This is a genomic window from Rhizobium sp. ARZ01 (genome assembly GCF_014851675.1).
In the GTDB taxonomy this organism is placed as follows: domain Bacteria; phylum Pseudomonadota; class Alphaproteobacteria; order Rhizobiales; family Rhizobiaceae; genus Mycoplana.
This window is the reverse complement of record NZ_JACVAE010000001.1, coordinates 384720-402325: the sequence shown is the minus strand read 5'-3', so window position 1 is coordinate 402325 and position 17606 is coordinate 384720. Positions and strand designations below refer to the sequence as shown.

Below are 17606 nucleotides of genomic sequence, written 5' to 3'. Positions count from 1 at the left end.
CGACACACTTAGACTCGAGCGCTCAGAGCAGGAAATCGCTCGCGTCGAGATCCTTGAGCTTGAAGTCGTCAAGGACGATGATGTCGGTGCTGCTGATTTTGATGTGGACGTCCGTTCCCACCTGCGCGGCCTTTTTCAGAACCGAACTGACCGACGAAAAACCATAGGACCGAAGATCGATATCGTCGATGTTGTTCTGGAAGTCCGTGATCGTGTCCTTGCCGTAACCCTTGGCAAACACGAAGTCGTCGGCCCCGCCGCCACCGGTCAGCGTGTCGTTGCCCTTGCCGCCGTTGATCTTGTTCGCACCGCTGTTCCCCGTCAGCTTGTCGGCGTAGCTCGAACCGGTCAGGTTCTCAATGGAGACGTAAGTGTCGCCCTTCGCATCGTTGGTGTTGGCGGATATCTTGGCAAGGCTGGCGACAACGCCCTTCGTCGCACCGGTATAGGATGCCGTGTCGGTACCCGCACCGCCATTCAGCTTGTCCGCACCAGCACCGCCGATCAGCGTGTCGTTGCCGGCACCGCCATCGAGTGCGTCGTTGCCGCTGCCGCCGTTTATCGTGTTAGCAGCGCTGTTGCCGTAAAGCTTGTCGGCGTAGCTCGAACCGGTCAGGTTCTCAATGGAGACGTAAGTGTCGCCCTTCGCATCGTTGGAGTTGAGCGATACCTTGGCCAGGCTGGCGACAACGCCCTTCGTCGCACCGGCATAGGATGCCGTGTCGGTACCCGCGCCGCCATTGAGCTTGTCCGCGCCCGCGCCGCCGATCAGCATGTCGTTGCCGGCGCCGCCATCGAGTGCGTCGTTGCCGCTGCCGCCGTTTATCGTGTTAGCAGCGCTGTTGCCGTAAAGCTTGTCGGCGTAGCTCGAACCGGTCAGGTTCTCGATCGACACGTAGGTGTCGCCCTTCGCATCGTTGGTGTTGAGCGATGCCTTGGCGAGGTTGGCGACAACGCCGTTCGTCGCACCAGCGTAGGATGCCGTGTCGATTCCCGCGCCACCATCGAACTTGTCCGCGCCCGCACCGCCGTTGATCGTGTCATTGCCGGACTCGCCGTTGATCGCGTCGTTGCCGGCCTCACCGTACAGCACATCATTGCCGGTACCGCCATAGAGCTTGTCATTTTCCGTGCCGCCCTTGACGGTGTCGTTGCCGCCTTGACCAAAGAGCGTGTCGTCGCCGGCGCCACCGTTCAGCACGTCATTCTTGTCGAAGCTCTTGAACACGTCCTTGCCGGTGCTACCGACAAAGTTGATGCTGTTCTTCTTCAAGAGATCGAGCAGCCCCTTGGTGTCCGCCGCCGACAGACTGGCGCGCAGCGCGTTGGCATCGGTGGCGTTTTCCAGGCCAAGGCCGCTGATCTTCAAATCGGTCGTCTGCTTGAAGGTACGGCTTGCGGCATCGAGCTTCGTGCTCGTGCCGAAGCGTAATGCGCTGAGAGACCCCGTCACCTGATGGGTGTTGATATCGTAGGCCCAGTTGGTCTTGCCCGCATCGAAGACGAGCCCCGTCGCCTTGGCGTCGAAAAGGGCGTACTGCTTGCCGGACATGCCGTCAGCTCCGGAAAACTGACCCCGGCCACTCGGGACGAAGGTCGCATCGAATCTGCTGAGATAGCTGAGAACATCGACACCGGTGCCATTCTTGTCGGTATCGTAGGCGGTAATCGTGATCGCCATGAGCTTGTCCCCCAAAGGCAAAAATTGAACACGAAAACTCCGCTATTAAAGGTGATTATTTTTGTCAAGTTTGTATCGGCCAAAATATGAGTTTTCTTGTCATATTATAAAATTCTGCCCGGGACCAGGCACCTCGGGATCACGGCGAGATCCATCCGGCACGATCGACGATCGCAATGGCATGTTCCCCACCTGATGCATCGCCCCACGCACCGCACAACCAAGATAAAACTCTATAGTTTTTATAGACTTAGTCATTAATGCTTGCCCCTGCCCCTATTCTTTGATCGGCTGGGAATAGAGAGATATTTGCTCTCTCCGGGCGGCATTAGAAATCCGTTTTCCTGTCCCTGCACAGCTTCGGCTGCGATATTCCGCGGACAACATCAGGATTTTCTGTCCATGGCATCGCAACTTGAAACCACTGCAAAAGCGCTCAACCGGCAGCTCGAAGGGCTCGATCTTGCTGGACGGCTTGCGCTCGTCGCAGGCCTGGACGGCAAGGCGGTCTTCACCACCAGTCTCGGAATTGAGGATCAGGTCATCACGGCCGAGATCGGCCTCAATCGCCTGTCGATCGAGGTGTCGACGCTCGATACCGGTCGGCTCTTCAAGGAAACCTCCGACTTGATCGGCGAAACGGAAGAGCGTTTTGGCATCGAGATCATCCGCTTCCATCCAAGCCAAAACGATATCGACGACTTTGCCGCCCGGTTTGGCATGAACGGCTTCTACGAGAGCGTCGAGGCGCGCCATGCCTGCTGCGGCGCGCGCAAGCTGAAGCCGCTTGCGAAGGCGCTTGAAGGGGCATCCATATGGATCACCGGCCTGCGCCGCGGCCAGTCGGGCAACCGGGCGGACACGCCGTTTGCCGAGTTCGACGCGGAGCGCAACCTCATCAAGGTCAATCCGCTGGCCGACTGGGACCTCGAGGCGATCCGGGCCCATGTGGCCGACAACGCCGTGCCGGTGAATCCGCTGCACGTGCGCGGCTACCCCTCGATCGGCTGCGAGCCCTGCACGCGGGCGATCAAGCCCGGCGAGCCGGAGCGCGCCGGCCGCTGGTGGTGGGAAAACGACGAGAAGCGCGAATGCGGCCTTCACGTTCCCGAGACTGCCATACCCTCGCTCAATTCAAGTTCGCTCTAGGCCTCCTCCCGGCCGAACGATTTCTGGAGACGATTAGGAATGTCCGATATCCGCAACGAGGCGGAGGCCAAGGGCGCAACCGCCGCCAAGCCACCGCTCGATCCGCATCTCAAGGCGCTCGAAAACGAAGCCATCCATATCTTCCGCGAGGTTGCCGCCGAATTCGAACGGCCGGTGATGCTTTACTCGATCGGCAAGGATAGCTCTGTCCTTCTGCACTTGGCGCGCAAGGCCTTCCATCCGGGCCGCGTCCCCTTCCCGCTTCTGCACGTCAACACCGGCTGGAAATTCGCCGAGATGATCGCCTTTCGCGACGAGATCGTGGAGAGCTACGATCTCGACCTGATCGAGCACGTCAACCCGCGCGGGGCGGCGGAGAACGTCACCCCGTTCACGCACGGCTCGGCCCGCTACACCGACATCATGAAGACTGAGGCGCTGCGCCAGGCGCTCGACTCCGGAAAGTATGACGCCGCCTTCGGCGGTGCGCGCCGCGACGAGGAAGCCTCGCGCGCCAAGGAACGCATCTACTCGTTCCGCACGCCTGACCATCGCTGGGATCCGCGCAACCAGCGCCCGGAACTCTGGAACGTCTACAACGGCATGATCAACAAGGGCGAGAGCGTGCGCGCCTTCCCGCTCTCCAACTGGACCGAAGTCGACATCTGGCGCTACATCCAGGCCGAGAACATCCCGATCGTTCCCCTTTATTTCGCTGAGAAGCGCCCGTACGTCGAGCGCGACGGCATGATGATCCTCGCCGAAGATCCCCGCCTTGAAATGCTTCCCGGCGAGACCAGGCAGGAGGGCCTGATCCGCTTCCGCACGCTTGGCTGCTTCCCGCTGACCGGCGCCATCCGCTCCACCGCCACGACGCTCGACGAGATCATTTCCGAGCTCGAAACCGCAACCGTTTCCGAACGCCAGGGCCGCGCCATCGACCGCGACCAGTCCGGGTCCATGGAAAAGAAGAAGCGCGAAGGGTATTTCTGAGATGACCGCATCCGCCACCGCAACCGTCATCGCCTTTCCGGCCCCCGAAGCCGAGCGTGTTACGCGCGACTCGCGCCCGCTGCGGCTCATAACCTGCGGCAGCGTCGATGACGGCAAATCGACGCTGATTGGCCGCCTGCTCTGGGACACCAAGGCGGTCAAGGAAGACCAGGCCGCGACGCTGAAGCGTGATTCCTCCGGCAAGCAGAACGATCTCGGCCTGCCAGATTTCGCGCTATTGCTCGACGGTCTCCAGGCCGAGCGCGAACAGGGCATCACCATCGACGTGGCCTATCGCTACTTCTCGACCGACCGCCGCTCCTTCATCGTCGCCGACACGCCCGGCCATGAGCAGTACACCCGCAACATGGCGACCGGCGCCTCGACGGCCGACCTCGCCGTGCTGTTGGTGGATGCCCGCGTCGGCCTCCTTGAACAGACGCGCCGGCACGCCACCATCGCGACGTTGATGGGCATCCGTCAGTTCGTGCTGGCCGTCAACAAGATCGACCTGACCGGCTATGACCGCACCCGCTTCGAGGAGATCAGCCACGAGTTCAGGGAACTGGCGCTGTCGCTCGGCGTCAAGCAGGTCACCGCCATCCCTGTCTCGGCGCTGAAGGGCGAGAACGTCGTCTATGACGGCCGCGCCTCCATGCCCTGGTACGAAGGGCCGACGCTGGTCGAGACGCTGGAGAAGGCGACGGTCCGCTCCAACCAGACCGTCGGCTTCCGCCTGCCAGTGCAGCGCGTCTCGCGCCCGGGCGAAAGCTTCCGCGGCTATCAGGGCACGGTCGCCGGCGGCGCGGTCAAACCCGGCGACAGCGTCGTTGTGCTGCCGTCCGGCATGATCGCCAATGTCAAGCAGATCGTTACCTTCGACCTCGTGCGCAATGCCGCCGTCGCCGGCGATGCGATCACGCTGGTGCTCGACCGCCAGGTCGACGTTTCGCGCGGCGACATGATCGTCTCGCTCGACAGCCAGCCGATGACGGGGCGCAAGTTCGACGCCCAGATCGTCGCGCTGCAGCCCGACGGCATCGAACCGGGCAAGCGCTACTGGCTGAAGAGCGGCAGCCGCCGCCAGCGCGTGACCGTCGCTCCGACAAGCCAGCTCGATCTCAAGTCTGGCAAGTGGAGCGCCATCGAGACACTGTCGATGAACGCGATCGGCAAGGTGGCGCTGACCTTCGACGAGCAGGCGATCTTCGACACCTACGAGCAGAACCGCACGACCGGCGCCTTCATCCTGATCGACCCCGACACCCACAACACGGTTGCCGGCGGCATGATCACCGGGCGGCATTCCGAGCTCGGCGGCATCCACAAGGACGACGAACGGGTTGTCCTGTCGCTGCCGGCCGATCTCGCCGAAAAGCTGATGGCGACCGCGATCTTTTCCGAGCGTCGCCACGATGCCGAGGTACGCCACACAAGCGCCGGCAGAGCAGCCGAGCTGCTGTCCGAACTAGACGGATAGCGGGGTAAAAATCGACGTTGCTCCGGAAGCCGCCCTAGTGATCGTCCGGGCGGCTTCCGCGATGGGCTTTGGGTCAGGCGAAGATGAAGTCCCCGGCCGACAATTCCTTGACGGACGCTATCCCGGCAATCTTCAGCGAGTTGGCGCCGCTGTTCCACGTCAGCAGAAGGTAGCTGCCGGCGTCGCTGAGGTGTTGGGCTTTCAGGTCGCTGAAGCTGGTGATCTCCGAGATTGCCGACAGATCGATGACATCGCTGACGGTGCTGAAATCGGTGATCGTGTCGTGGCCGCTCGCGGCGCTGAAGACGAAAGTGTCGGCTCCCGAATTTCCTGAAAGCCGATCCGCGCCTGCGCCGCCGATCAGCAAGTCGTTGCGGCTGCCGCCATAAAGCACATCTGCCCCGCTGCCGCCGTTCAACCGGTCTGCTCCGCCCTCCCCCTTGAGGATGTTGGCACCGGCATTGCCGGTGATACTGTTCGAAAGCGCGTTGCCGGTACCGGCAATGGCGCTCGTTCCAGTCAGCAGCAGGTGCTCGAGATTGTCGCCGAGCGTGAAGCCGACCGACGACTTGACGAGGTCGGTGCCTTCTCCGGCCTTTTCCCGCACGCTGTCGCGCGCGTTATCGACGATGTAGGTGTCGTTGCCGGCTCCGCCCACCATGCGATCGGCGCCGGCGCGCCCGTCGAGCAAATTGGCATAGGCGTTGCCGGTCAGGATGTTGACCAGTGCGTTGCCGATCGCGGTTCCGGCCTTGGCTTGCAGGACAAGTCTCTCCACGTTGTCGGCGAGCGTGAGCGACACGGTGGAATAGACCGTATCCGTGCCGGCGCCGGATGCTTCCCTCACGAGATCGGACACATTGTCGACGTAGTAGCTGTCGTTGCCGCGCCCGCCGATCAGCGTGTCCTTGCCTGCACCGCCAGAAAGGATGTTTGCGGCATCATTGCCGGTCAGCACGTTGTCGAGCGCGTTGCCGGTGGCGTTAGTGGTCGAAGCCCCCGTCAAGGTCAGGTTTTCGACGGCGGCAAGGGCTGCAAGCGAGTAGCTGATCGCCGAGCGCACGGTATCCGTACCTTCCGCTGCCTTCTCGACGATCACATCCGCATCGTCGCCTGTCGCAGTGATGGTATAGATGTCGTTGCCGCGCCCGCCGACCAGTGTGTCGCGACCGGCCCGCCCGGTGATTTCGTTGCCGGCGTCGTTGCCCGTGAGCTTATTGGCCACAGCGTTTCCGGTCGCTTTTTCAGCCGCGCCTTGCAGGACGAGGTTTTCGACGTTTTCGCCAAGCGCCAGCGAGACCGTCGAGTAGACGGTATCGCTGCCGGCACCTGGGGTCTCCAACACGATGTCGGACAGGCCGTCCACATAGTACTGGTCGTCACCGCGTCCGCCGAGCAGGGTGTCGCCGCCTTCATTGCCGATCAGCGTGTCGTTGCCGTCGCCGCCGGAGAGAATATTGGCCGCCTGGTTGCCGATGAGAACATTGTCGAGCGCGTTGCCGGTGGCGCCGATATCGGCCAGACCGGTGAGTCTGATATTCTCGACGGCGGCAAGTCCCGCGAGCGAGAAGCTGATGCTCGAGCGAACAGTGTCGTTGCCTTCTCCCGCATTCTCCCGGACCACATCGGCTTCGTCGCCGACCGCGCCGATGATGTAGACGTCGTCCCCGCGCCCGCCGGCGAGCGAGTCGACGCCAGCGCCACCGGAAAGTGTGTCGTTGCCGTCGCCACCAGCCAGACTGTTCGCACCCGAATTGCCCCACAGAACGTTGTCGAGTGCGTTGCCGGTGGCGTCGATGGCTGCCGAGCCAGTCAGTGCGAGGTTTTCGACGGTCGTAAGTCCGGCGAGCGAGAACGTGATGGCTGAGCGGACACTGTCGTTGCCTTCTCCCACATTCTCCCGGATCACGTCGGCTTCGTCGCCCGCCTCGATAAGGTAGACGTCATCCCCCCGTCCGCCGATCAGCGTGTCGTCTCCCGCTCCGCCGGAAAGCGTGTTGTTGCCGTCATTGCCAGTCAGGATGTTGGCCAGACCGTTGCCGGTCGCGTCGATATTGCCCTCACCCAGCAACGTCAGGTTTTCGAAATAGTCGCCGAGCGTCCATGACAGGGAGGCCTTCACGAGATCGGTCCCCCCGTAGTAGGCCTCTTCCTGGAGCGTGACTGCAGAGGAGACGACAAAGACGTCGTCGCCCCAGCCGCCCTTGACGATGCCGCTGACGGTTCCCCCCGTCGTATCGAAGAAATCGTCGCCTCCGCCGAGATCGACGCTTGCAAGCGAGCCGGTATTGATGATCCGGTCCGCAGCGTGCCTCAACGTGATCGCGCCGGTGATCGATCCCGAATTCGTCAGGAACAGGTCGGGGACAGTGCCATCGAACCGGTTGGTGCCATCGAGCACGATGGTGCCGTCAATGGTTCCGGCATTCCGGATCGTGAGCCCCTCCCCGGCGGACCAGATGGCCATCCCGCCCTCGAAGCCGCGTATGATTCCGTAGTTGATGATCTCCGCATCAGTGGCGCGCGTCGTCAGGTGGAAGGTACCGCCATGCGCCATGGTGTTGGTAATCACACCGCCGCCTTCATTGGTGAAGGAGGCGAACCGGTCGTCGACGATCACGGCCATGAAGGCCGTGATTGACCCCCAGTTCGTCACCGAGGCATAGGAGCCTCCAAGGGTAATGCCCCCCATGTAGGCGGTGATCGTTCCCCTGTTTTCGATGTCGGCCAGCGCCCCGGTCACCGTCAAAGCGCTGTATTGGGCGCTGATCGTCCCGTGGTTCCGGATGACGGCATCCTCCTGGTCGGCGACCACGGCCGAGGTCCAGGCCCGAACCTTGTTCCAGTTCGTGAAGCTGCTGCCTTCTCCGTCTAAGGATACGGCATATTGGCGGGTATCGATGTTTCCGTAGTTGCTAATCTCAGTACCGTAGACCGATGTGTATAGGCCCTGGTAACCGAGAATTTGACCGGTCGACCGGATATAGATCTCCGCGACTTCCGCTTCGGATCCCGCGATAGAAATCGCCGTGCCCCAGTCCGTCTTGACCGTGCCTGCGATATCGAAGCCGCCGCTGTCCGACCGGGTCGTGGTGGCGGACAGTGCGGCGAAGGGCGCGGAGGCAGGCACGGTGACATCGACCGTGACCCCCGCGTTGACCACAACGAGGCTGTTGAACGGAGCGTTAAAGCGGGTGGTCCGGTCCGTATCTATGATCTCGGTGTATGTGTAGCTCATTGCCGCCTCTTCATCCCTCGCGAACTGCGTGCTTGGACAATGGAAAGGCCGGAAGATCAACCGATCCGGCGTGGCCCGGCCCCTCTTTGGGATATCTGGTCAAGACATTGGGATAATTCGCAAAGCATATGCGTGTTGCGCCGAAGCAATTGCCAAACCGGGGGTTGACGCCGCATCAATCTCAACGTGATTATCTGTCGTTGAATCATCCCACATTGAGAACCGCATGGCGCCTGTGCTGCAGAGACTCCCGCACCTGACCTTGAGCGCCAGCGGCCTTTCCGATCCCGAGAGTTTTGAGACATACAGGCAGGCGGTTTCTGCCATCTTCGATGCAACGCTCGACGACTGGCAGCAACAGCCGGATTTTCGGGTGCATGTCGATTGCGTCCAGCTCGGTCCCATGCTGCTGAGCCAGGCAAACATGTCTAATGGCGCCTATCGTTACGAGCGCAGCATGAAGAAGGTCGCGCAGGTCGGCGCAGACGCCGTGCTCGTGCAGATCATTCTCGCCGGCAGCGACGTGCGGATCGTCAAGGGTGATGCCGTCGTCTCGGCGCCGGGCGACGTGTTCATCTGCGATCTCACCCGGACGATCTCGACCAGAGCGAAGGACTGCTGCAACTTCACCTTCGTTTTTCCCCGTAGTCTGCTCGGTCTGCCCGACCTCGAACTGGACGGCCTGCACGACATCTATCTGCCGGCCAGCTCGACACAGGCAAAGCTGCTTCTGGCGCATGTCCAAATGCTCTGGTCGGAGCGGGACCGGATCGCGTTGCCGGACGCCGCGATGTTCGCCCAAAGCACCGCCGGGCTGATCGCAAGCCTTACAGTCAACAGCATCGACAACGATGTTCGGCAGGCCCATGCCTCACGCGCCGAAATTGCTCGCGTGCAGCACTTCGTCGACAGCCACCTGATGGATGCGGAACTCGGGCCGGACATGATCTGCAGCCGATTGGGCTTCTCGCGCTCCTCCCTCTATCGGCTGTTCGAGCCGCTGGGAGGTGTAGCAAGCTACATTCGCGATCGGCGCCTGCGCCGCGTCTTCCGGCAGCTCGCGAGCCGGCAGACCAGCCACCGAAAGCTGGCGGAAATTGCCTTCGACACCGGTTTTTCCAACATCCCGGCCTTCACCCGCGCCTTCAAGGCCCACTATGGCGTGACGCCGCGTGAAGTGCGGATGCTGGCCGAGTCCGGAAACGGCTGGCCTGTGCATTTGGACGAACCGGTCGACGGCGGCGAACGTCTCGGCCACTGGCTGAACAGGCTGGGCAAGGCATGAACGAGCCCGCCGGCCGCGAGAATCGTTGGAGCGACTGAGACGGCCAGAAGGGGCCGCGTGGGCCCCTTCTCGTTCATTATTTGCGTAGTGACTTGGTCAAGCCTGCTCAGAAGTAGAAGTACCAGAGCAGCAAGACCACGAAGAGCGGAACGCCCATTAGCCACAGTATCAATGCTCGACCCATGTCTTCCTCCGCAGCGACAGTTGGTGCGGAAGGAATGCCGGAGCATTCACATTGTTCCCGTGGCTTTTATTAGCAGTGCGGTCCCAACGAGTTGCAAGCCCCGAGAATCGCAATGATACCCGTGACTTGCAGACGCAGATTGCGTGATTGCCGTTGCGGCATGCTCAACGCGTGGCCGCTGCTTCCTTGCCGGTTTCCTGGTTCGGAACCTGAGAAAAATAGTTCGCGATCAGCGCGCCCGAGATATTGTGCCAGACACTGAAGATGGCGCTGGGAACGGCGGCGACCGGCGAAAAATGCGCATTGGCCAGCGCCGCACCGAGGCCGCTGTTCTGCATGCCCACCTCGATCGCAATCGCCTTGCGCTTGGCGACGGAGAGCCCGGTCATCCTGGCGGCGAAATAGCCGAGCAGATAGCCGACGCCATTGTGCAGGATGACGACAGCGAAGATCATCAGTCCGGTGCTCGCGATCGCCGCCTTGCTGGCACCCACGACTGCGGCGACGATCAGAACGATACCGGCGACGCTGACGAGCGGAAGGGCCGGCACTGCTGCCGTGACGACACGCGGCAACAGCTTCTGTAGCAGGAATCCAAGCGCCAACGGCAGCAGGACCACCTTCAGGATGCTGACGAGCATCGCCATCGCGTCAACCGGCAGGTACTGGCTGGCGAAGAACCAGACGAGGAACGGCGTGACCAACGGGGCAGCAAGCGTCGTGACGCTGGTGCAGGCCACGCTGAGCGCGACGTCGCCCTTGGACAGATAGGTCATGACGTTGCTCGACGTGCCGCCGGGGCAGCAGCCGACCAGGATCACGCCAGCCGCAACCTCGGGTGACATCGGGATGATCTTTGTCAGCACGACAGCGATAAGCGGCATGATGATGAATTGGGAAGCAACGCCGACGCCGACATCGAACGGGCGGCGCGCGACTTCACGAAAATCGTCGAGCGACAGTGTCAGGCCCATGCCGAACATGATGATGCCGAGCAGCGTCACGATATAGGGCGTCAGTTGCTTGAACGTATCGGGAAGGACGAAACCGAGGACGGCGAAGAGGATGACCCAAAGGGCGAAGGTCTTTCCGACGAAGGCGGAAAGGGATGCGATGGCTTTCACAATAGTCTCCAGATGATGAACATCCGCCCCGCAGTACGCCTGCGGGGCGGATGGTTCAACCGCTAATATTAGCGAATCTTGCTCAACAGGAGACGGAGGCGAAAGGAATCACCGCTCCCGGAACGCCTTGTTGAAATAATCGGCCAGCGGCTTGACCAGGTACTCCAGCGGCGAGCGCTCGGAGGTCTGGATGAAGGTCTCGACCGGCATGCCGGGGATGACCTGCTTGTCGCCGAGCTTCTTCATCTCGCCGGCGTCCGGCTTGATTTCCGCCTGGTAGTAGGTGGCACCCGTGCGCTGGTCCTGAAGGACGTCGGCTGCAACCTTCGTCACGTGACCGAAGATCTCCGGTGTCGTGCGGTGGTCGAATGCGCCAAAGCGGATGTGGGCGACCTGGCCGACATGGACCTGATCGATCTGCGTCGGCGAGATCTGCGTCTTGATGACGAGATTGTTCTCCTGCGGGATGATGAAGAGCAGCGGGTCGGCCGGCTTGATGACCGACTTCAGCGCGTGCACCTGCAGCCCGAGAATGACGCCCGGAACCGGAGCGGTGATATCCATGCGGCTCAGGGTTTCGAGCTTGGCGGTGCGGTTTTCCTTCAGTTCGGCGATCTTCGCCTCGATCTCGCGCAGCGACGTCGTCGCCTCTTCGCGCATGTTGGAATCAACGTTGAGGATCGCAAGCTCGATCTCGGCCACCTTGCCGGCATTTTCTGCGATGTTCGACTTGGCCTGGCTGATCGTGCCGATAATCTCGGCCTCCTCGCGCTGAAGCTGCAGAACACGGCTGGCATTGGTCAGCGACTGCTTGAGCAGCTTGTTCTGGGCATCCAGTTCCTCGCTGATCAGCTTCAGTTGGGTGTCCAGCGCCCCGATGCGGCTCTCGAGCCCTTCGTTCTGCTTGGCAATCTGCTTCTTCTTCTCGGTGAGCTGACCGATCTGCTTGTCGCGCGTTTCCAGCCGCGCCCGCATCAGCCGCGTCTGGCCGTCGATGATCTCCTGGATCTCCGGATCGGACTTTGCGCGCTCAACCATCTCCGGATCGAAGCGAATTTCAGGCTTTTCGTCCTGCTCGGCCATCAGGCGCGCGGCCGTGCCCATCAGGCTGAAGAGCTGGCTCTCGATGACCGCGAGCTCCGACCGGTCGAACGTGTCGTCAAGACGCATCAACACGTCTCCGGCGGCAACCTTGTCACCGTCCTGCACCATGATCTTGCCAACGACGCCGCCGGTGGGATGCTGAACGACCTGACGGTTGCTCGCGACTTCGATGATACCGGCTGCGACGACCGCGCCATTAATCCGGGTCAGGGCTGCCCAGGACGCCATGCCGCCAAGCAGCACAAAGACCGTGCAGTACCCGATGAGCGCGTAGCTCCGACCGCTCCATTTCTTGTCCATCGTATCGAATTCCTACTCTATCTCGCGCCTTGAGGCGTCTTACTTGTTGCTGCCGCCGGTGCCGGTGCCTGCGACGACCTGGGCGTGATTGCGCAGGTGTGCGCGGAGCACGTCGTCACGCGGACCAAAGGCGAGACGCTGACCGTTTTCGAGAATGAGAATGAGATCGCATTCCTCGATCGCGGCCGGCCGGTGCGCCATGATCACGACAGATTTGCCCTCGGCCTTGAGGTTGCGGATGGCGAGGTTGAGCGCCATCGAGCCCTCGGCATCGAGGTTCGAGTTCGGTTCGTCGAGAACCACCAGCACGGGATCGCCGAACAGGGCACGGGCAAGCCCGATGCGCTGCTTCTGGCCGCCGGACAGTTTGGCACCGATTGCTGGCAGGTGCGTGTCGTAACCGTCCGGCAGGCGCAGGATCATGTCGTGCGCGCCGGCCTTCTTCGCAGCCGCGACGACCTTTTCCGCATCCGGGTTTATCTGCATGCGGGCGATGTTTTCCGCGACCGTTCCCTCGAACAGCACAACGTCCTGCGGCAGGTAGCCGACATGCTCGGCTAGACCGTCGAAGCCGTACTGTTCAAGCGAGGCCCCGTCGAGGCGGGCGTTGCCGCCGGCCGGCGGCCAGATGCCGGTGAGGATGCGTGCCAGCGTCGACTTGCCCGACGCGCTCTGGCCGATGACGCCGAGCGCCTGGCCCGGACCGAGATCGAAGGAGAGCATGCGGAGCGTCGCGACCTTCTCGCCCGGCGGGATCGCCGTGACCTGGTTGACTTCGAGGATCGCACGCGGCTTGGGCAGCGCGGTACGGGCCTCTTCCTCCGGGACCTTGCCGAGCAGCTCGGACAGCTGCCACCAACCCTGGATCGCACGCTGTACCAGCGCCCATTGGCCGATCGCACCTTCAATAGGAGCGAGCGCGCGGCCGATGATGATCGAGCTTGCGATCATCGCGCCGGCCGAAATCGAGTTCTGCAACACGAGCCAGGCACCAAGCGCCAGGATGGCCGACTGCAGGAAGACACGGAAGGTCTTGGACGAGATGGCATAGAAGCCGTTGCTGTCGCTGTAACGGATGTTGGCTTCGAGCGCCTTGTCGCGCAGCTTCTGCCAGCGCGCGGATACGGAGCGACGCATTCCGAGCGCGCGCACGGTATCGCTTTCGCGCTGCAGGACTTGGGTCATCTCGTCGCTCATGCGACCAGACACCATCGCCCGCTCCTGATCCGCCTTGGTACCGTTCTGGTTCAACCATGTCAGCGTGACGAGGATTAGGCCACCGGCGACGCCGAGTGCTCCCATCGCCGGATGGAACATGAAGATGATGAACAGGAAGAACGGTGTCCACGGAATGTCGAAGACGGTGAACAGAGCCGGAGAAGACAGCGCCTTCTGGATGGCGTCGAGGTCGCGCATGCCGGTCAGCGTCGAGATGCCCCTGGCGTTCAGGCCGGTGCGGTCGAGCACCGCATTGAACACGCGCTTGTCGAAGCGCGCCTGGAAGCGGGCACCAACCCGGGCTGCAAGCCGGCTGCGAATGTGGTCCAGCACGCCCATGATCGCGAACAGGCCGACGATCAGGCCCGTCAACGCCACCAGCGTCGCCTCGGAACGGGACGCGAGCACGCGATCGTAGATCTGAAGCATGAAGAGCGGCCCTGTCAGGACCAGAAGATTGACGAAGAAGCTGAACAGCCCCATTGCCAGAAACGCATTCGCGCTATCCTTCAGCGCGGCGCGCAACTCGTCCGCGCCGACCTTACCTGCAGAAAATGCCACGTTTTGCCCTCTTTCCACCGTCGAGACGGTATCGAAATAAAAACACGAAAACCTGCCGCGTCAGGCCCGGGGACACTGGCGGGCGGACAAGGCAGGAAGTCGTCTCAGAGTAAAGACGATATGGATCCCGTTTTATTCGCAAATCAATCGCACAAAATGGCAGCAACTGGACATTTTAGTGACATCTAAATCACCATTGCTACCATGTCGATTAATCCTACGGCATTAAACCTATGTCAACGCTTCCGTTCATGCCGGTTTGTCTTCTGCTTTGCTGACGACGGCGGCCGCGTCGTTTGGAGGAGCAACCTCTTCGCCTGTCTGGGCCGCGAGCCGACCGAGCAGATTGAGAACGATGAGGCAGGCAACGGCAGAAAAGGCCGCGATCGCCCAGTAGCCCAACCCGACCGACAGGCCTACTCCTCCCGACAGCCACATGCCAGCTCCCGTCGTCAGGTTCCGCACCTTACCGCGCGAAAAGATGATCATGCCCGCAGCCAGAAAGGCAACACCTGATGTCACCGCCTCGACGACGCGCAGCGGGTCGATGCGAACCTGCGCGTCGCCGAAGTGGCGCATGTGTACCATCTCGATGGAAATGATGGCAAAAACCGCGGCGGCGAGACTGACAAGAATATGCGTCCGAAGCCCGGCGGGGTGATTGCGGTACTCGCGCTCGAGCCCGATCAGGGCGCCCAAGGCGATCGCTCCCATCAGCCGCGCCGCAATGACTGCAAACGGAAGCTCCGTCTCCTGAAGGATATCATTGACGACCTGCTGCATGGCGAGCGAAACGCCATACTGCATTCGAAGTTCCCGGCAAGCCCCAGTGGTTTCGGCGCCCAACTGTGGACCGTCGCCACCCTGCGATTTTTTTTCAGTTTGGCGCTTGTGGAAACGAAAGGGCTGTTCTATACGGACGCCGCTGGTCACGGAGTGTAGCGCAGCCTGGTAGCGCACCTCGTTCGGGACGAGGGGGTCGAGTGTTCGAATCACTCCACTCCGACCAGCTAAATGCTTCTCCCGAAGGCACTTTCCCCGTAAACGTCGCACGCCGGTTTTATTCGTGAGCGGAGTCGTGCATTCAGAGCGGGCAAATCTGGTGCGGGTGTTCGACCCTTGAAATCCATCCTCTAATTCGGCGACGGCGAAGTGATTTCGCCCACCCGAATCCGCTATCGCATCTTTGCGATTGTGCTACTATTGCTTGTAGAGAGATCCCTCTCGCGCCTACGCTGCCAACAACCACCCTCTCGTCTACGTCGACCGGCGCATATGCCGATCAACAGAGTTCTGGTCAGCAACTGGCCCAGAACCAAGTCGATAACGATGATGACGTAGATGATGACGGCGATGACGAAGACGATGAGCACCACAACAAGCACGAAGTCTTCCAAGGAGAAGACCATTACGTCGACGAGTTTTGCGCCCAGCCGTGGCGCCCATGGCAGCCGCTACCGCGTTAGCACGACCTGTACCGCTTATCCGCCAGTTCAGGAGCACTCACTCGCCGAAATCGGGCACGTAGAGACATTGCGTGCGCCCTTTCGGGCCGAAGTTGCCCAGGCCTGCACAGCGGTGAAAGCGGCCGTCGGGCGAATGCTTCACCGGCCAGCTATTGTATTTGATAACCTCGCCGGTCGTCTTCACCAGCCAACCCTCCTTTGTCGGCCTGACCTCGTCGTCAGACACGGGCTTGCAATCGCGACCGGAGCAGCATTCGAGCTCATAGAAGCTATGCGCCGAAGCCGTCCCGGCTAGCGAGACCGTGACCATGAGGACTGTCAGCATCGAGCGTGCAATTCGCATACGTCGCCTCCTCCACCGACTTTGGGGGTCCATGAAGGAACATTAGCATGGCAGCATAAAGACGCGACAGCGGGCAGGACACCGAAGCTGGCAGAACGCCGGCCGGCTACCGGAGTGCTTCGGGGCTAGGTCACCGCGCCACGAACCGCATAGCGGACATCGCGCCAGACCTCGGTGCGCAGGATTTCCTCCAGCACATTGACCGCCTCGAACACGTCGCGATAGCCGACATAGAGCGGCGTGAAACCGAAACGCATGGTGGACGGCGCGCGAAAATCGCCGATCACGCCGCGCTCGATCAGCGCCTGCATGACCTCGTAAGCGCCCGGATGGCTGAACGATACCTGGCTGCCGCGTTTGTCGGCCTCGCGCGGCGTTTCCAGCACGATGCCGTACTGGCCGCACTTCTCCTCGACAAGGCGGATGAAAAGGTTCGTCAGCGCGATGCTTTTTTCGCGCAGTGCCGCCATGTCGACCGTGTCCCACATGTCGAGGGCTCCCTTCAGGGCGCGCAGCGACAGGATCGGTTGCGTGCCGCAAAGGAAGCGCACCATGCCGGCCCCGGCCGCATAGCGATGCTCGAAGGCAAAGGGTCGGGCGTGGCCCCACCAGCCGCTGAGCGGCTGGACAATGTTTTCGTGATGGCGGCGGGCAGCGTAGACGAAGGCTGGCGAGCCGGGGCCGCCGTTCAGATATTTGTAGGTGCAGCCGACCGCGAAGTCGACATTGGCACCATCGAGATCAACCGGCAGGGCGCCAGCCGAGTGGCACAAGTCCCAGACGACCAGCGCGCCGGCCTCGTGCGCCCGCTTCGTCAGCGCGGCCATGTCGCGTAACTCACCGCTCTTGTAGTTGACGTGGTTGACGAGGATAACGGCGACCGTTTCGTCGATCAGGTCCTCGATATCAGGCGCATCAATGCCTTCGAGGCGCAGTTTCGCTCCCGGCAGCGTCGAGGCGACACCCTCGGCGACATAGAGGTCGGTCGGGAAACTGCCGGCTTCGGCGACGATCACCTTGCGGTCCGGGCGAAGCGCCATCGCGGCATGCAGCGCCTTGTAGATGTTGAGCGACGTTGTATCGCAGACGACCGTCTGACCGGCTGCGGCACCGATCAGGCGGCCGACGCGGTCGCCGAGTTCGAGCGGCAGCTGGAACCAGCCGGCCGTGTTCCAGCTCTTGATCAGGTCCCGGCCCCACTCCTCCTTCGCCGCCGTTTCCAGTTCGGCAAAGGCTGCAAGAGAAGCCGCCCCCAGGGAGTTTCCGTCGAGATAGATCATCCCGTCCGCAAGGGCGAAGTTTTTGCGATAGGCGCGCAGGGGGTCTGCCGCGTCCATGGCATCGACGGCAGCGACATCAAGGGTTCCGGTCATGATCGAGCAATCCTGTTTCGTCGGGCCACGCCGCCCGCACGAGGGGGCAAAGTGCGGCAATCGGTGCGATGGGCGCACTCCCGGCGAGCGGTCGTCGGGAATGCGCA

At 61.9% G+C, this 17606-nt stretch carries 12 protein-coding genes and 1 tRNA gene; 5 read left to right on the top strand and 8 right to left on the bottom strand.

The features are described 5' to 3' along the window. Positions 1-22 precede the first annotated feature (22 nt). The gene (locus IB238_RS01850) at positions 23-1681 is read right to left on the bottom strand and encodes a calcium-binding protein (RefSeq protein ID WP_192243044.1); all 1659 of its coding nucleotides are present in this window, start codon (positions 1679-1681) and stop codon (positions 23-25) included. A gap of 402 nt (positions 1682-2083) precedes the next feature. Between IB238_RS01850 and IB238_RS01845 the strand changes: the two genes are divergently transcribed. From IB238_RS01845 to cysN, 3 genes are read left to right on the top strand one after another with little or no spacing between them, the layout of a single operon-like run. Further along, a complete protein-coding gene (locus IB238_RS01845) occupies positions 2084-2830 on the top strand; it encodes a phosphoadenylyl-sulfate reductase (RefSeq protein ID WP_192243042.1) in 747 nt (248 codons plus the stop codon). A 39-nt stretch (positions 2831-2869) separates the two neighbouring features. Next, complete coding sequence (gene cysD / locus IB238_RS01840) at positions 2870-3823, top strand: sulfate adenylyltransferase subunit CysD (protein ID WP_192243041.1); 954 nt, start codon at positions 2870-2872, stop codon at positions 3821-3823. Position 3824: 1 nt separating this feature from the next. Next, entirely contained in the window at positions 3825-5303 is a 1479-nt protein-coding gene (gene cysN / locus IB238_RS01835) for a sulfate adenylyltransferase subunit CysN (RefSeq protein WP_192243040.1), read from the top strand. A 73-nt stretch (positions 5304-5376) separates the two neighbouring features. Here the strand turns inward: cysN and IB238_RS01830 are convergent, their stop codons facing one another. Beyond that, the gene (locus tag IB238_RS01830; RefSeq protein ID WP_192243039.1) at positions 5377-8541 is read right to left on the bottom strand and encodes a calcium-binding protein; all 3165 of its coding nucleotides are present in this window, start codon (positions 8539-8541) and stop codon (positions 5377-5379) included. Positions 8542-8767: 226 nt separating this feature from the next. Here IB238_RS01830 and IB238_RS01825 point away from each other — a divergent pair, with 226 nt between their 5' ends. Beyond that, positions 8768-9826 carry an AraC family transcriptional regulator gene (locus IB238_RS01825; RefSeq protein WP_192243038.1) on the top strand — a complete coding sequence of 353 codons (1059 nt, stop codon included), beginning with the start codon at positions 8768-8770 and terminating at the stop codon, positions 9824-9826. Between the two features lie 348 nt (positions 9827-10174). Here IB238_RS01825 and IB238_RS01820 read toward each other — a convergent pair whose 3' ends face one another. The 4 genes from IB238_RS01820 to IB238_RS01805 form a co-directional block, all read right to left on the bottom strand. Then, on the bottom strand, positions 10175-11134 hold the full coding sequence (locus tag IB238_RS01820) for a bile acid:sodium symporter family protein (RefSeq protein WP_192243037.1): 960 nt from the start codon (positions 11132-11134) through the stop codon (positions 10175-10177). A 108-nt stretch (positions 11135-11242) separates the two neighbouring features. Beyond that, entirely contained in the window at positions 11243-12538 is a 1296-nt protein-coding gene (locus IB238_RS01815; RefSeq protein WP_192243036.1) for an HlyD family type I secretion periplasmic adaptor subunit, read from the bottom strand. 39 nt (positions 12539-12577) lie between these two features. After that, a complete protein-coding gene (locus IB238_RS01810) occupies positions 12578-14317 on the bottom strand; it encodes a type I secretion system permease/ATPase (protein WP_348648183.1) in 1740 nt (579 codons plus the stop codon). Positions 14318-14566: 249 nt separating this feature from the next. Beyond that, on the bottom strand, positions 14567-15100 hold the full coding sequence (locus tag IB238_RS01805; RefSeq protein ID WP_192247261.1) for an MgtC/SapB family protein: 534 nt from the start codon (positions 15098-15100) through the stop codon (positions 14567-14569). Between the two features lie 149 nt (positions 15101-15249). On the opposite strand from IB238_RS01805, the gene IB238_RS01800 reads away from it, so the two are divergent. After that, a tRNA-Pro gene (locus IB238_RS01800) sits at positions 15250-15326 on the top strand. Positions 15327-15820: 494 nt separating this feature from the next. Here the strand turns inward: IB238_RS01800 and IB238_RS01795 are convergent. Together IB238_RS01795 and kynU are read right to left on the bottom strand one after the other, a co-directional pair. Then, positions 15821-16126 carry a hypothetical protein gene (locus IB238_RS01795; RefSeq protein ID WP_192243034.1) on the bottom strand — a complete coding sequence of 102 codons (306 nt, stop codon included), beginning with the start codon at positions 16124-16126 and terminating at the stop codon, positions 15821-15823. Between the two features lie 125 nt (positions 16127-16251). Next, positions 16252-17499, bottom strand: coding sequence for a kynureninase (kynU, locus tag IB238_RS01790; protein ID WP_192243033.1), 1248 nt, complete (start codon positions 17497-17499; stop codon positions 16252-16254). Between the last annotated feature and the right edge of the window lie 107 nt (positions 17500-17606).

What these genes read in the sequence shown, in the direction of transcription:
- IB238_RS01850 (WP_192243044.1), bottom strand. Translation starts at nt 1,681, where the DNA reads ATGGCGATCACGATTACCGCCTACGATACCGACAAGAATGGCACCGGT.
- IB238_RS01845 (WP_192243042.1), top strand. Translation starts at nt 2,084, where the DNA reads ATGGCATCGCAACTTGAAACCACTGCAAAAGCGCTCAACCGGCAGCTC.
- cysD (WP_192243041.1), top strand. Translation starts at nt 2,870, where the DNA reads ATGTCCGATATCCGCAACGAGGCGGAGGCCAAGGGCGCAACCGCCGCC.
- cysN (WP_192243040.1), top strand. Translation starts at nt 3,825, where the DNA reads ATGACCGCATCCGCCACCGCAACCGTCATCGCCTTTCCGGCCCCCGAA.
- IB238_RS01830 (WP_192243039.1), bottom strand. Translation starts at nt 8,541, where the DNA reads ATGAGCTACACATACACCGAGATCATAGATACGGACCGGACCACCCGC.
- IB238_RS01825 (WP_192243038.1), top strand. Translation starts at nt 8,768, where the DNA reads ATGGCGCCTGTGCTGCAGAGACTCCCGCACCTGACCTTGAGCGCCAGC.
- IB238_RS01815 (WP_192243036.1), bottom strand. Translation starts at nt 12,538, where the DNA reads ATGGACAAGAAATGGAGCGGTCGGAGCTACGCGCTCATCGGGTACTGC.
- IB238_RS01805 (WP_192247261.1), bottom strand. Translation starts at nt 15,100, where the DNA reads ATGCAGCAGGTCGTCAATGATATCCTTCAGGAGACGGAGCTTCCGTTT.
- IB238_RS01795 (WP_192243034.1), bottom strand. Translation starts at nt 16,126, where the DNA reads ATGCGAATTGCACGCTCGATGCTGACAGTCCTCATGGTCACGGTCTCG.
- kynU (WP_192243033.1), bottom strand. Translation starts at nt 17,499, where the DNA reads ATGACCGGAACCCTTGATGTCGCTGCCGTCGATGCCATGGACGCGGCA.